Source organism: Flavobacterium sp. LC2016-13, assembly GCF_009707955.1.
Lineage (GTDB): Bacteria > Bacteroidota > Bacteroidia > Flavobacteriales > Flavobacteriaceae > Flavobacterium.
Genome location: NZ_WMDQ01000008.1, coordinates 234153 through 249150, shown reverse-complemented (window position 1 = coordinate 249150; position 14998 = coordinate 234153). Strand labels below are relative to the sequence as shown.

At 32.5% G+C, this 14998-nt stretch carries 15 protein-coding genes; 5 read left to right on the top strand and 10 right to left on the bottom strand.

What is annotated here, in order from left to right:
• Nucleotides 1-56 precede the first annotated feature (56 nt).
• Entirely contained in the window at nucleotides 57-551 is a 495-nt protein-coding gene (locus tag GKZ86_RS17200) for a metallophosphoesterase (RefSeq protein WP_133508173.1), read from the top strand.
• A gap of 5 nt (nucleotides 552-556) precedes the next feature.
• On the opposite strand, the gene GKZ86_RS17195 is transcribed toward GKZ86_RS17200, so the two are convergent.
• The 3 genes from GKZ86_RS17195 to GKZ86_RS17185 form a co-directional block, all read right to left on the bottom strand.
• Nucleotides 557-1492 carry a sensor histidine kinase gene (locus GKZ86_RS17195; RefSeq protein WP_154784302.1) on the bottom strand — a complete coding sequence of 312 codons (936 nt, stop codon included), beginning with the start codon at nucleotides 1490-1492 and terminating at the stop codon, nucleotides 557-559.
• A gap of 11 nt (nucleotides 1493-1503) precedes the next feature.
• Nucleotides 1504-2160: a response regulator transcription factor gene (locus tag GKZ86_RS17190; RefSeq protein WP_154784301.1), complete on the bottom strand. Its 657-nt coding sequence runs from the start codon at nucleotides 2158-2160 to the stop codon at nucleotides 1504-1506.
• 166 nt (nucleotides 2161-2326) lie between these two features.
• On the bottom strand, nucleotides 2327-2743 hold the full coding sequence (locus tag GKZ86_RS17185) for a DUF4293 domain-containing protein (RefSeq protein WP_154784300.1): 417 nt from the start codon (nucleotides 2741-2743) through the stop codon (nucleotides 2327-2329).
• 183 nt (nucleotides 2744-2926) lie between these two features.
• Between GKZ86_RS17185 and rho the strand changes: the two genes are divergently transcribed.
• Nucleotides 2927-4786, top strand: a complete 1860-nt coding sequence (rho, locus tag GKZ86_RS17180) for a transcription termination factor Rho (RefSeq protein WP_154784299.1) — start codon at nucleotides 2927-2929, stop codon at nucleotides 4784-4786.
• A gap of 194 nt (nucleotides 4787-4980) precedes the next feature.
• On the opposite strand, the gene GKZ86_RS17175 is transcribed toward rho, so the two are convergent.
• From GKZ86_RS17175 to GKZ86_RS17160, 4 genes are all read right to left on the bottom strand, one after another.
• Entirely contained in the window at nucleotides 4981-5997 is a 1017-nt protein-coding gene (locus tag GKZ86_RS17175; protein WP_154784298.1) for a M28 family peptidase, read from the bottom strand.
• Between the two features lie 7 nt (nucleotides 5998-6004).
• Nucleotides 6005-6985: a DUF3667 domain-containing protein gene (locus GKZ86_RS17170; RefSeq protein WP_154784297.1), complete on the bottom strand. Its 981-nt coding sequence runs from the start codon at nucleotides 6983-6985 to the stop codon at nucleotides 6005-6007.
• A 40-nt stretch (nucleotides 6986-7025) separates the two neighbouring features.
• The gene (locus GKZ86_RS17165) at nucleotides 7026-7799 is read right to left on the bottom strand and encodes a dienelactone hydrolase family protein (protein WP_154784296.1); all 774 of its coding nucleotides are present in this window, start codon (nucleotides 7797-7799) and stop codon (nucleotides 7026-7028) included.
• A gap of 108 nt (nucleotides 7800-7907) precedes the next feature.
• Nucleotides 7908-8360, bottom strand: a complete 453-nt coding sequence (locus tag GKZ86_RS17160; protein WP_154784295.1) for an Lrp/AsnC family transcriptional regulator — start codon at nucleotides 8358-8360, stop codon at nucleotides 7908-7910.
• A 192-nt stretch (nucleotides 8361-8552) separates the two neighbouring features.
• On the opposite strand from GKZ86_RS17160, the gene rocD reads away from it, so the two are divergent.
• From rocD to GKZ86_RS17150, 3 genes are all read left to right on the top strand, one after another.
• Nucleotides 8553-9806, top strand: coding sequence for an ornithine--oxo-acid transaminase (rocD, locus tag GKZ86_RS17155; protein WP_154784294.1), 1254 nt, complete (start codon nucleotides 8553-8555; stop codon nucleotides 9804-9806).
• 300 nt (nucleotides 9807-10106) lie between these two features.
• A complete protein-coding gene (locus GKZ86_RS25265) occupies nucleotides 10107-10268 on the top strand; it encodes a hypothetical protein (protein WP_194632561.1) in 162 nt (53 codons plus the stop codon).
• Nucleotides 10268-10840: a GNAT family N-acetyltransferase gene (locus GKZ86_RS17150; RefSeq protein ID WP_154784293.1), complete on the top strand. Its 573-nt coding sequence runs from the start codon at nucleotides 10268-10270 to the stop codon at nucleotides 10838-10840. Before GKZ86_RS25265 ends, GKZ86_RS17150 begins: the two co-directional genes overlap by 1 nt.
• A gap of 212 nt (nucleotides 10841-11052) precedes the next feature.
• Here the strand turns inward: GKZ86_RS17150 and GKZ86_RS17145 are convergent, their stop codons facing one another.
• The 3 genes from GKZ86_RS17145 to cysK form a co-directional block, all read right to left on the bottom strand.
• Entirely contained in the window at nucleotides 11053-12984 is a 1932-nt protein-coding gene (locus GKZ86_RS17145; protein ID WP_154784292.1) for a family 2A encapsulin nanocompartment cargo protein cysteine desulfurase, read from the bottom strand.
• Complete coding sequence (locus GKZ86_RS17140) at nucleotides 12965-13888, bottom strand: family 2A encapsulin nanocompartment shell protein (RefSeq protein ID WP_154784291.1); 924 nt, start codon at nucleotides 13886-13888, stop codon at nucleotides 12965-12967. The genes GKZ86_RS17145 and GKZ86_RS17140 overlap by 20 nt, the downstream gene beginning before the upstream one ends.
• 165 nt (nucleotides 13889-14053) lie before the next feature.
• Complete coding sequence (cysK, locus tag GKZ86_RS17135) at nucleotides 14054-14974, bottom strand: cysteine synthase A (protein ID WP_154784290.1); 921 nt, start codon at nucleotides 14972-14974, stop codon at nucleotides 14054-14056.
• Nucleotides 14975-14998 lie beyond the last annotated feature (24 nt).

Sequence of the window (14998 nt, the reverse complement as noted above, 5' to 3'; positions counted from 1 at the left end):
CCTTTGTACCTTTGAGTCTTTGCACCTTTTAATAAAAACCTTTGCACCTTTAAAAATTGAAAAAAATCCTTCTCCTTTCCGATACTCACAGTCATATTGATGATACCATTTTGAAATATGTTAATCAGGCCGATGAAGTTTGGCATGCGGGTGATATTGGAGATTTGAATGTTACTGATACCATAAAAAAACTAAAACCATTGCGTTGTGTTTATGGAAATATTGATGATGCGCAAGCAAGATTAGAATTTCCGTTGCACAATAGATTTTTATGCGAAAATGTATCTGTTTGGATTACGCATATTGGTGGTTATCCGGGAAAATATAATCCGGCAATAAGAGAAGAAATGGCAGCAAATCCGCCTAAATTATTCATTTGCGGACATTCACATATTTTAAAAGTTATATTTGATAAAAAAAACAATTTACTGCACATGAATCCGGGTGCTGCAGGAAAAAGTGGATTTCATCAAATGCGAACCATGTTGCGATTTGTGATTGATGATGATAAAATAAAAGATCTGGAAATAATCGAAATCGGAAAAAAATAAGATTTCTAATGTGTTACAGGAATTTTTATTTTAATTGAAGTTCCTTCGTTGAATTTAGAAGTGATAGAAATATTTCCTTTGTATTTTTTAATTCTGGCTCTAATTCGGTTAAGGCCAAAACCTTCAACATCTTTTAGCTTTTCGGCTTTAAAACCTTTTCCATTATCATGAATAATGATAATCAGCAGATTTTGATTTTCGCTTAATGAAATTTGAGCTTTATTAGCTCCACTATGCTTTATAATGTTGTTAAATAATTCAGCGACAATAAAATAAATCTTCATTTCGATTTTTTCACTATATCTTACTTCAGGAGCAATTGAATTTGAAAACTCAAAATAGAGGTTAGAATTCGAATTTTTTTCACATAAATCTTCTAAGGCATGTATTAAACCAAAGCGAACTAAAAGAGCTGGAATTAGTTCATGCGACATATCACGCAAACGATCGTGGGCATCTTCTAAAATTGATTTTGCTTTAAGAAGTTCTTCAGATTGGATATTATTCTGAACTGAAAACGCATTTAAGTGCAAACCAACAGAAGACAGCAAAGAATTAATGTTATCATGCAAAAATGCTGCAATTTTTTTTCTTTCATTTTCCTGAGCATCAATACTTGCATTAATAATTCCAAGCTGAATTTTTTGCCGAATTTCTTTTCTCTTATTTTTCTGTTTGAGTTTGTTGTTCTCATAAACGAAGTAAAATAAAACCAAAACCATTATTACGAGAATAATAAATAAGCTTACTATTTTTTTGGTGGTCGATTTTTCGAGTTCAAGTAACTGCTTATTTTTATCGGTCAATTTTCTCTGATCGATTTTTGTTTTAGGCTCTGATGTATTAATTTCTTTTGTAAATGATTTTTCCTGACTAAAAATAGAATATTCGCCAGATATCAAAAAGAAAATAAGTACTGTAAAGATTCTGAAATAAGCCATAATAACAGAGATTAAGGATTAATCAGATTGTTTTTTAATGCGTATTTTACAAGACCAATTACATTTTTGGTTTTCAATTTTTTCATGATATTTTTTCGATGCGTTTCAACAGTATTCAAACTGATAAAAAGTTGTTCGCTAATTTCTTTTCCACTGTATTCTAACGATATCAAGGTAATAATTTCAAGTTCACTTAAAACCTGATTTTCACTAAAAGAATTTTTATTTAGTTTTGGATTGTTTTGGGTAAAGCTGGTGAAGATTTTTTCTCTGACATGTTTGTCAAAATATTCTTCATCTCTTTTTACAGCTTCAATCGCTTCAATAATATTTTCTCCGGCGCTTTTTTTGGTCAGATAACCTTTTGCACCTAATTTCATTACTTCTTTAATAATTTTCAATTCATCATAACTGGAGAGAATTATAACCTTGCAGGGAAATCCTTTTTGATTAAATTCTTTTAATACTTCAATTCCATCTTTCTTAGGCATGCTAATATCCAATAATAAAATATCAGCATTATTTTCAATGACATTATCATAAATTGTTGTTCCATCCAATGAATTACCAACAACTTCAAAGTCAGAAACTGTGCGTAATAAATTCGTAAGTCCATCGATTAGTACCTGATGATCATCGGCAAGATGTATCCTTATTTTATGTGTCATGATTTTTTTGAATCTGGAATCAAATTTATGAAAAAATTATCTTACAAAATCACTTTTAAACCTTTGTTTTAAGGAGCAGATAAGAAATTAAAAAAAATATAAGGCACAAAAAAACCCGAATTTTAAATTCGGGTTCTCTTCGCACAAAAAACTTAAGTTTATAGGTTTATCTCAAACGGTCTACAGATTTTACGAGATCTTCATCCTTTTTGATGGCCTTATTAGCTAACACTAATAATACGATAGCAACAATTGGTAGAAACATCCCAATACCTTTCTCTGATACAATTGTAGTTGTATCTCCAGATAAATTTAGAGATCGATATACAAATAATCCTAATAAAATTAAATTTAATATTATGTTCAGTCTGCCCATTACAAACTGATTTTGTCTTTTTTTGTATGAAATAATACTGATAATGCTAAGCATAGTGCTTAAACCTAAAAGTATAGTGTAAACCTGGTCCTGCATAAAATAGAATGCTTTTCCGTTGTTCAATGTCCAAAGCGGAATAAAAAACATTAATACCCCTGTTATTATAAAGGTAAGAAGTAAATATACGGTTTGAATTCTTTGTATCATGATGAAAAATTGTTTTACAAAAATATATTTTCTTTTTTATAAATACTATTGTATGATTAAATTTTATTCGTATTATTGCATCATAATACCGTAAGCACTTCATACTGCGGTCAATTGAAAACAATTATCTACCTATTCTTTTTACAGTATTTCCTTTAAAATAATTAAATTCATAGAATATTCATGTTTGATATTTCTGCATTAAAAGAAATGAAGCTTTCTGAGCTTCAAGAAATAGCTAAGTTAGCTAAAACTATAAAGTTTAATGGCGTTAAAAAAGAGACTTTAATAAGTCAGATTTTAGCACATCAAGAAGCGACTGTAGCGCCGCCTGTTAATGCTGTTGCCGAAACGAATGATGATGATAAACCCAAAAGAGCGAGAATAGTTCCTGCAAAAAAAGCAGTCATTTCAAAAAATGCTCCCGTTTTAGAATTTGATACAGTAGAGGAAACACCAGAAAAAACAGAAACTCCCGTAGTTTCTAAACCAAATACAAAAGGGCAGCAAAACGCAAAAATTCAGCCAACACCAAAAGCTGAAGAAAATGTTGAAGCAGCTGAAACAGCTGAAAATACTGAAGTAGAGAAAAAAGGACCAAAAATTGTAAAATTTAATAAATCAGCTTACGAGAAAAAGGTCGCTTTACAAAAAGAAAAAGAAGCTGTAAAAGAAACAGTTTCTGAAGAACAAGTAGAAACAGAAACTTCAAATTCAGCTCCAATAGCTGAAAAAACAGAACAAATTGCTCCGGTAAAAAAGATAAATCCGAATCAAAATAAAAACCAAAATCCAAATTCAAACCAAAATCCGAATCAGAATCCAAATCAAAACGGGAATGGTAATGTAAATGGAAATACAAATAACGGCAACCAAAATCCAAATCATAAAAATAAAAAGAGCAATTTCAGAGATTCAGATTTTGAATTTGACGGAATTATTGAAAGTGAAGGTGTTCTTGAAATGATGCCTGACGGATACGGATTTTTACGTTCATCAGATTATAATTATTTAGCCTCTCCGGATGATATTTATTTATCAACTTCACAAATCAGATTATTCGGCCTTAAAACCGGAGATACTGTAAAAGGAGTGGTTCGCCCACCAAAAGAAGGCGAGAAATTTTTCCCTTTAGTTCGTGTACTTAAAATTAATGGTCACGATCCGCAAGTAGTTCGCGACAGAGTTTCTTTCGAACACTTAACCCCGGTTTTTCCTTCTGAAAAATTCAAATTAGCCGAAAAAGGCAGTTCAGTTTCAACACGTATTATCGATTTATTTTCTCCTATAGGAAAAGGACAGCGTGGTATGATAGTCGCACAACCAAAAACTGGTAAAACAATGTTGTTAAAAGACATTGCAAATGCGATTGCAGCCAATCATCCTGAAGTTTATTTGATCGTTCTTTTGATTGATGAACGTCCTGAAGAGGTTACAGATATGCAAAGAAGTGTTCGTGGAGAAGTTATTGCTTCTACTTTTGACAGAGAACCACAAGAACACGTAAAAATCGCCAATATCGTTCTTGAAAAAGCAAAACGTTTGGTAGAATGCGGACATGATGTCGTTATTCTATTAGATTCTATTACACGTTTGGCAAGAGCTTACAATACTGTTCAGCCAGCATCTGGAAAAGTTTTAAGTGGAGGTGTTGATGCGAATGCATTGCAAAAACCAAAACGTTTCTTTGGAGCTGCAAGAAATGTAGAAAACGGTGGTTCATTAAGTATCATCGCAACTGCATTGACTGAAACAGGTTCTAAAATGGATGAGGTTATCTTTGAAGAATTTAAAGGAACCGGTAACATGGAACTTCAATTAGATCGTAAAATTGCAAACAAACGTATTTTCCCTGCAATCGATCTTACTTCATCAAGCACGCGTCGTGACGATTTATTATTAGACGAAAAAACATTACAAAGAATGTGGATCATGCGTAAATATCTTTCAGATATGAATCCGGTAGAATCTATGGATTTTGTAAACGATCGTTTCAAGAAAACAAGAAACAACGAAGAGTTTTTGATTTCTATGAATGACTAGGAGGAAGGCTCAAAGTTACAAAGGTGCTGAGGTTCTTAGGTTTTTTTAGGAATCTTATAATATAAAAAAAGGGATGAGTTTTTAAACTCATCCCTTTTTGCTTTTTATCTTAGAAACTTAGTTACTCAGAACCTTAGCGGTTTAGAAAAACCTTTGAACCTTTGCAACTCTGAACCTTTGTGTCTAAATAGAAGCTATTTCTTATCCACAACTGGTCTATTTTCTCTATTTGCTAAATCCCAGGCGATAACAAAAGCTAATTGTGCTCTTTTAGTTAAAGCATCGTATTCGATTTTTTGAGGTTCGTCGCCTTTACCGTGGTAATCTTCGTGAACTCCGTTGAAAAGAAAAACTGCCGGAATACCGTGTTTTGCAAAGTTATAATGATCAGAACGCTCATAAAAATGATTTGGATCTTTAGGATCATTAAATTTAAAATCTAAATCTAATTTGGTGTATTTTTCGTTTTGAGCTACAACAGCATTGTGTAAATCTGATGATAATCTGTCAGCACCAATTACATAAACATAATTATTTGTTTTTGCGTGTTCAACATCGCGACGGCCAATCATATCAATATTGATATCGGTAATCGTGTTTGCAATAGGAAATAACGGATTTTCAGAATAATAACGAGAACCATGTAAACCGTGTTCTTCACCTGTAACATGCAGGAATAAAATAGAACGTTTTGGTCCGTGTCCATCTTTTTTAGCTTTTGCAAAAGCCTTTGCAATTTCCATAACAGCAACAGTACCAGAACCATCATCATCAGCTCCGTTGTAAACCTCTCCGTTTTTAATTCCAACGTGATCATAATGTGCTGAAATTACAAGAACTTCATCCGGTTTTTCAGAACCTTCGATATATGCCCAAATATTTTCAGAATCAGGTAAATTTTCATTTCTTTTAGCATTCAAAAAAGCTGCAGGAACTGTTTGGTAATAATCTTTTGCACCTTTAGGAAACGAAATACCATTTTTTTTGTATTGCTCGATCATGTAAAGGCCTGCTTTTTTCTGTCCTTTTGAGCCAGTTTCGCGACCTTCCATTTCATCAGAAGCAACAATATATAACATTGTTTTTAAATCTTTTTCGGTAATGACATTCACGTATTTAGTTGGATCTGAATTGTCTTTAGATACAACCGACTGCGTATTCTTACATGAAAATGCAGAGGCAATTAGTAATAAAATTAAGGTTTTTTTCATTTTTTGTTTAATGTAAATTAAGGAATATGTATAAAACATAAAGTATTAGTAAAAATAGAATAAAAATGGAGTTAATAACGAACAATATTACACTTTTAACAAATGAAACAAATCTGGTTTCTCCATAAAAACGGTGGTGAGCAGGATAAAAATAATATGACATCCAAATCATTCCAACAAAAGTAGCTATATCTGCTATAAAGGCAATTGGGCTATTTTCTCCGAATAATCCAATTACTTTATTAATAATGAATAAGATGAGAAATATTAAAAGTAAAAAAGAAAAATAATGCAGGGTAAAAATACCGTGATCAAAATAATACCACTTTTTTTTGTCATGAAAGAGCCATAAAAAGAAGGCAAAGAAAGGCATTATGACAAATAATATTTTAGGGATATTATGAATAAATGATTCAATGAATTTTTCTATAATTTCTCTTTGCGTATTATGCTCGGTTACGTGTACCGCTTTTTCATAAATCCAATATTGAAAATCTGATAATTTTTCCTCCTCTTTACCATATTTCTGAATCGAGTCGATTTCTTTCATCGGAGTTAATTCAAAGTGCTTGTTTGAGTTGAAAGTCTTAATATTATGTTTATTTTTTTTATCTTTTTTTTCGAATTTTGAAGAAAATTGTTTGTCAGTTTTATCCAGGTTTTCCGATACTTTACTAGGGAAGAAAGCAATTAAAAGAAAAGTCACAAAACTTATAAAAATATACAAACGAACAGGAGCAAGATATGATAATCTTTTTCCGGAAAGATATTCCTTTGTTAGCGTCGATGGTTTAAAAAGTAAATTTTTAATCGTCTTCCAAAAAGCGTTTTCATAATGCGTTAAATCTTCAAAAAAGTGAATAAACAAATGATGAAATGTTTTTCGGCTATCTGTGTTTTCCTGTCCGCAATTTGGGCAAAATTTTTGTTCTACAACATGTCTGCAATTCAGGCATGTTTTATCTTTTCTAATTGGACTATGTGACATTGGTTATTATAGTTGGTTTTGATTAGTTTGGGTTTAATTTTTATTTCTTCAGTACTTCATCTAAGAAAAGTTGTAAATGCTGAAAAGATCTTTTTGCAGCAACCGCATTATAAGCTGCTCCTTTAGAATTGTCATTTCCGGCTTCGGGATTTGTAAAAGAGTGTACGGAATTAGCATAATAAATCATTTGCCAATCGGCTTTTGAATCGCGCATTTCTTGTTGAAAAGCTGTAATTTCTTCCTTAGATTCATACGGATCATCTGCACCGTGACAAACCAAAACTTTAGCTGTAATAGGTTCAACGGCTCTTGCGGCATCTTTACCTAAACCACCATGAAATGAAACAACTCCTTTTACATTCAAATGTGCGCGTGCAGCTTCAAGAACTCCGGTTCCTCCAAAACAATATCCAATTGCTACAATATTATCTGCATTTGCTCCGGATTTGATTAATTCCTGCAAAGCCAAATTGATTCTTTTATGATAATCAGCAACATTAGTTTTGTAATAACCTGCCATTTTTCCTGCTTCACCAGTGTTTTTTGGATAATTTCCTTCACCGTATATATCAGCAATAAAAACAGTATAACCCAGTTTCGATAATTTTTCGGCTATTTCTTTAGAAGCATTATCAATTCCTAACCAAGCCGGCAAAAGTAATATTCCCGGATTTTGACTGCTTTTTTTAGCAGCTTTTATAGATAAACCATTTAATACCTGAGCACCGTCAGCGTATTTTACAGGTTTTAATTGTGCGTTTATAGTGTTAGAAAACAGTATAATAGCAGAAATAAGAAGGACAGAATTTTTCATTGTTTTACAATTTTTAACAAATATCAGAAATATTATTGTACAAAAAAACCTCAGAAGAATTTTCTTTTGAGGTTTATTATCAGGAAATTAACTAATATAGATTTTAAATTATAAAGAGATGTTTCTCTTAAACGCACATCCCAATTCTACCATCGAATCTGTTTTGGCAATTCCGGGAATGTTATCGATTTTTTCATATAAAATTTTACGCATGTGTTCGTGGTTTTTAGCCGTAATTTTCAGGTAAAGCGTAAAAGATCCCGTAACAAAATAACATTCTGTAATTTCAGGAATTTCTTTTAAGGCTTCGATAATTCGTTCAGAATCAGAATCTTTATTTAGTGTAATTCCTGTAAAAGAAGCCCAATCGTAACCAATTTGTTTTTCGTTTAAAATAGGTTTGATGCCCGTAATGATACCTTGTTCAAATAAACGATTAATACGTTGGTGCACCATTGTATTTGATATTTTCAAATTAGTAGCGATTGTCGAATAAGCAACTCTTCCGTCTTTTTCTAATTCTTTGATAATTTTTATGTCAAACTCATCTAAAATATCCATGCGATTCTTTTTAATTTCTGTAAAGATAAAAATAAGTCTGATTTGATGTTTATATTAAAATGTAAAAATGACTTTTATTTATCATAAAATAAGTAATTTGATTTTATTATTTAAATTAAGAGTTAAAAATATTGATTTTAATGAGTTAAATAAATAATTTTTATATTTTTGTATTCATAAAAAGAAATTATCATGGCACATACACAAGAAATACTTTCGTCAAAATCAGAAGTTTTGATCGAAAAAGAGAATAAATACGGCGCTCATAACTACCATCCGCTTCCGGTTGTACTGGAAAGAGGAGAAGGTGTATATGTTTGGGACGTTGACGGAAAAAAGTATTATGACTTTTTATCTGCTTATTCTGCAGTAAATCAAGGACATTGCCACCCTAAAATTGTACAAGCAATGATCGATCAAGCTCAAAAACTGACTTTGACTTCAAGAGCTTTTTACAATGATAAATTAGGAAACTACGAAGAATATGTAACCAATTATTTTGGTTTTGATAAAGTATTACCAATGAATACAGGTGCGGAAGCTGTTGAAACAGCGCTTAAACTTTGTAGAAAATGGGCGTATGAAGTAAAAGGTATTCATGAAAACATGGCACAAATTATTGTTTGCGAAAATAATTTTCATGGAAGAACAACTACAATTATTTCTTTTTCAAATGATGAAGGTGCACGTAAAAACTTTGGTCCGTATACAGAAGGATTTATTAAAATTGAATATGATAATCTAGAAGCGCTTGAAAAAGTTTTAGAATCATCAAAAAATATTGCCGGATTTTTGGTAGAACCAATTCAGGGTGAAGCCGGAGTTTACGTTCCGTCAGAAGGATATTTGGCAAAAGCAAAAGCACTTTGCGAAAAACACAATGTTTTGTTTATTGCAGATGAGGTTCAAACCGGAATTGCGCGTACAGGGAAATTATTGGCTGTTCATCACGAAAATGTACAACCGGATATTCTTATTTTAGGAAAAGCAATTTCTGGTGGCGTTTATCCCGTTTCGGCAGTTTTAGCGAATAACGAAATCATGAATGTGATTAAACCGGGACAACACGGATCTACTTTTGGAGGAAATCCTGTTGCTGCAGCCGTTGCAATCGCTGCTCTTGAAGTGGTTAAAGAGGAGAAGTTAGCCGAAAATGCAGAACGTTTAGGAATCATTTTAAGAAAAGGACTTAACGAAATTGCTGAACGTAATAACTTAATTACTTTAGTTCGTGGTAAAGGTTTGCTAAATGCAATTGTTATTAATTGTGGTGAAGATTCTGATTTAGCATGGGAAATTTGCTTGCGATTTAGAGATAATGGTTTATTAGCAAAACCAACACACGGAAATAAAATTAGATTGGCGCCGCCTTTAGTAATGACAGAAACTCAAATTCAGGAATGTCTTGAAATTATCGAAAAATCTTTGAACGATTTTAGAGATTAATACAAAACGTTTTTTAACGCATAAGATTAAATACTCCTAAACTTATTAAACGATTTGAAGAATAAAGTTGTAAATAAAAAATTCACTTAAAAAAGTGGATTTTTTATTTACATTTAATTATAAGTTGTTTTCTTTGTAAGAAAATACAAATATTTAAATCCTTTTAGACAAAAGAATTGATATTTTGATTTTTGTTTGTATTTTTGGAACAAATAAATGTACTCTTTTTTTAATTAATACAAATCAGATCGTTAGGTTCTAAAACCTACGAGATACATTTTATAATAAAACAGACAAATCATGGCAAAGCCAATTAAAAATACTCCTGTTTTGAAAGGTAAAGAAGCAGTTAACTTTTATAAAACTATTGATTTAAATAAAGATAAAAAAGTTAGTGTAGATGCTTTAAACTCAATTCGATCTGATGCGGATAAGTTAAAAGAACTTCTAAAAGTTAATTAATGCCTTTTACAGGATTTTCATTTTTCGAATTAAATTCGACAACAAATATTAAACCTTTCGAATGTGGTGATAATGATTTGAATGGTTTTCTAAATGATAAAGCAATTCCATATAAAAAAGATTTATTAGCTACTACTTATATACTAGAAAGCGAAAATAAAACTATTGCATATTTAAGCATTTATAATGATGCGTTAAATGTTCAGGAAAATCATTTTGCATCTAAAACTTCGTTTAAGAGATGGATAAAAGAAATTATTAGTCATCCTAAACGACATTTGAGACAATTTCCAGCTATAAAAATTGGTAGATTAGCGGTTTGTGAAACTACAAAAAGAGAAAGAAAAGGTATTGGCAGAGCTCTTGTAAATTTCGTTATTGATTTAGCATTAGAACAAAATAGTAAATGTGCATGTCAATTATTAACAGTAGATGCTTATGAAGAATCTCTTGGCTTTTATGAAAGATTAGGTTTCAAATTTCTATCTGAAAATGATAATGGGAAGGATACAAGACAAATGTATTATGATCTTAGACCTTTAATGAATACACTAAATGGAGTTTCAAATTAACAATTTTTATTAAATATTTTAGACCTTTTATGGCTATAAGAAATTAATAAAATTACTTTTTTAAGTTTGCAGAATCCATGATTCTATGTGTTTAAAAATATAAAAAGGCGACTGTAATTAAACAATCGCCTTTTGGTTATAATTACTTAAAATATCAAAAAAAGTAACTATTTCTTTGAGTCAATGTTTTTAAAGCATTGACTCATTTTATTTTAAAACTTAACTTTTTTAAGTTCCCACAACGTTTTAATAAAAGTATCAACGTCTTGAGTCGTGTTGTAAAATGCTAATGAAGGACGAACCGTTGTTTCAACGCCCATTCTTCGTAAAATTGGCTGCGCACAATGATGTCCGGTTCTTACCGCAACACCTTCTTTGTTTAATGCTTGCCCAACCTGATCGTTTGAATATCCTTGCAGATTAAAAGAAAGTACACTGGCTTTATTAGCAGCTGTTCCTATCAATCTTACACCCGGAATTTCTTTAAGCAATTTTGTGGCATATTCCAATAAATAATGTTCGTATTGTCCAATCTCATCAATTCCTAGTTTTGTAACATAATCTATTGCAGCGCCAAGACCAATTGCATCAGCGATATTTCCGGTTCCGGCTTCGAAACGATTTGGTGCTTTGTGGTATTTTATTTCCTCAAAAGTGACATCCTGAATCATGTTTCCACCAGATTGGTAAGGTTCCATTTCGTTTAAGAGTTCTTCTTTTCCGTATAAAGCCCCAATTCCGGTTGGTCCAAAAAGTTTATGTCCTGAAAAAACAAGCCAATCCGGATTTAAATCCTGAACATCAACTTTCATGTGCGAAACAGATTGAGCTCCGTCAATTAAAACTTTTGCACCAATAGCATGCGCCATTTCTACAATTTTTTTTGCAGGAGTTACCGTTCCAAGTGCATTAGAAACCTGAGTAAAAGCAACCAAACGTGTTTTAGAATTTAGCAGTTTTGCATATTCATCAAGCAAAATTTGCCCGTCATCATCAACTGGAATGACTCTTAACTTTAATCCTTTTTTATCTGCCAAACGTTTCCACGGAACAATATTAGCGTGATGTTCCAGATTGCTCACAATAATTTCATCTCCGGCAACTAAATTGTGATCGCCCCAACTTTGTGCAACAAGATTAATTCCTTCTGTAGCTCCGCGCACAAATACAATTTCGTTTACAGAACCTGCATTCAAAAATGTTTTTACTTTTTCGCGAGCAGCTTCATAAGCATCAGAGGCGCGAGCTGCTAATTCATGTGCTGCACGATGAATATTAGAGTTTTCATGCTCATAGAAATAAGCAATACGATCAATAACCGATTGTGGTTTTTGAGTTGTTGCAGCATTATCAAACCAAACGAGCGGTTTTCCGTTTACGGTTTCTCTTAAAATCGGAAAATCCTTTTTAATTAGTTCGGCATTAAAACCAGTATTCGGAAATTGATTAAATTCTTCAAGTTTAAAAGAAGATCCAACCAACGTATTTGTATTTTTCTTATCGAAAGCAAAAGGATTCTGTTCTAAAAAATAATACGAACTTGGAGTTTCAATTGGATTTGAAGGGATACTTAATCTTTTTGTAAATTGTGTATCAACAGTTTCTAATGCTGATTTTAATTCAGCTTCAAAAGAAAAATTTCCAATTTCAAATGGTAAATACTGATGGTTAAGATTCAAATCTGAAAAAATATTTTTTTCATAAGATGGAGCTGTACCGCCATTATTAAAATTAGTATCATGAAAACCCGTTTGCGGATCATTAAGATTCACATTATTTTGATGTGGAATTCCTAATGGAGCAACATCGTTGTTAGGATCAAATCCGGTTGTTACATTTGGATATAAGGATGAAACCCCGTTATTTCGAAAACCCGTTGGAGATACACCAAAACCACTAAATGCAGGTGGAGATTGTGTATTTTCCAAATTCTGCAACGGAAGAGAAGAGAGGTCATAACCTCCGGAATTTCCTGCCTGCAACAACGTTTCGACAACTTTTACAGCACGAGGATGTTGATTTTTATCCGGACTCAATGAAATTTCTTTGGGAAATTCATTAGGCAGGGTTTTGAACAACTCGTTTGCTAAATTTTGCAACTCGTCGATGTTGGGTAAACCGTTATTATAAATATTTGTACTCATGATACTTTCCTATTTCTACGTCTTCTAAAACGGCAATTGCATCATCAACCAAAACAGCCAGTGAACAATAAAGTGATACTAAATATGAAGCAATTGCTTTTTCGTTAATACCCATAAAACGAACTGATAATCCAGGAGATTGTTCTCCTTGCAAACCAGGTTGAATAAGTCCGATAACGCCCTGACGACTTTCGCCTGTACGCAATAAAATGATTTTAGATTTTCCGTCTTTAATAGGCAATTTGTCTGATGGAATAAGTGGAATTCCTCTCCATGTTAAAAATTGAGATCCGAATAATGAAATTGTTGGAGGCGGAACACCACGACGTGTACATTCACGACCAAAAGCTGCAATCGCTAACGGATGTAATAAGAAAAATCCAGGTTCTTTCCAGACTTTTGTCAATAACTCGTCTAAATCATCAGGAGTTGGCGCACCAGTTCTGGTTTTTATAATTTGCGAAGGCGCAACATTGCTCAATAAACCATAGTCTTTATTATTGATCAATTCGCTTTCCTGACGTTCTTTAATCGTTTCAATTGCCAAACGAAGTTGTTCTGAAATTTGATTATAAGGTTTGCTGTATAAATCAGAAACTCGCGTATGCACTTCAACAATAGTTTGTACTGCGGCAAGATTATATTCTCTTGGATTTTCGATATAATCGACAAAAGTATTGGGCAAAACTCTTTCATCTCTGGCAGAACAATCTACTTCAATGTGGCTTCCGTCCTTAACTTTATTCAAACGAAATACACCCGATTCTACTGGTGTCCAATGCAAAAGATGCGTTAGCCAGCGAGGGCTTGTTGTGCCTATTTGTGGAACAGTACGTGTTGCAATTGCTAACTGTCTTGCTGCAACATCGCCTAATGCGGTCTGTTGTTGTTTTGATTCTGCCATAGTTTTAAGGTTTTTTGGTTACTATATTCTGTTCGTTTATTCTAGAGATTTCACTTGAAAATTAGATTTTCTCTCTATAAATAAAATTATGTTAAAAATAAAGATGTTCAACGATAATTGATGTTTAATTTACTTTATAAAATTTTTAAATTGTTGAATATCAAATCATGAAAAGAATCCAAATAATTCTTCAACAGAAAGATATCTTTCTCCTGTATCGTAATTAAACGTCAGAATTACGGCATCTTCAGGAATATTTTTCAGGCTTTTTGCAACACCGGCTAGAGCAGCTCCTGTTGAAACTCCACCAAAAATTCCTTCTTCCTGCGTTAACTTTTTGGCAAAATTAAAAGCATCATTTTTTTCAACGGTGATAATTTCATCCACATATTCTCGATTAAAAACTTCGGGAATAAATCCTGCGCCAATTCCCTGCAAAGGATGCGGAGCCGCAATACCTCCGCTTAAAACAGGCGATAATGCCGGTTCAACAGCAATGGTTTTTAGATTCGGAAAATGTTGTTTTAATATTTTAGAAACACCCGTAATATGTCCTCCGGTTCCAACTCCTGTAATTAGATAATCTATTCCATCCGGAAAATCGGCCAGAATTTCCTGTGCCGTAGTTCTTTCGTGAACTTCAACATTGGCGGGATTTGTAAATTGTGAAGGCAGAAAAGAATTTTTAATCGTTGATGCTAATTCTTTCGCTTTTTCAACCGCACCTGAAGTTCCTTTTTCTCTCGGAGTCAAAACATATTCAGCGCCATAAGCTTCGATTATTTTTCTGCGTTCTACACTCATCGATTCCGGCATCACAATAATAACTTTATAACCTTTTACAGCAGCTACTAACGAAAGCCCAATTCCGGTATTTCCTGATGTTGGTTCGATAATAATCGAATCAGGATTTAAAAGTCCTTTTTTCTCTGCGTCTTCAATCATTGCCAACGCAATTCGGTCTTTGATACTCGATCCGGGATTTGACTTTTCAAGTTTAATCCAAACCTCATGCGATTTAAAAAGCTTGTTTAGTTTAATGTGAGGCGTATTTCCAATTGTTTCTAAAATGTTTTGGTATTTCATGGTTGATATTTTTGATATTTTGGT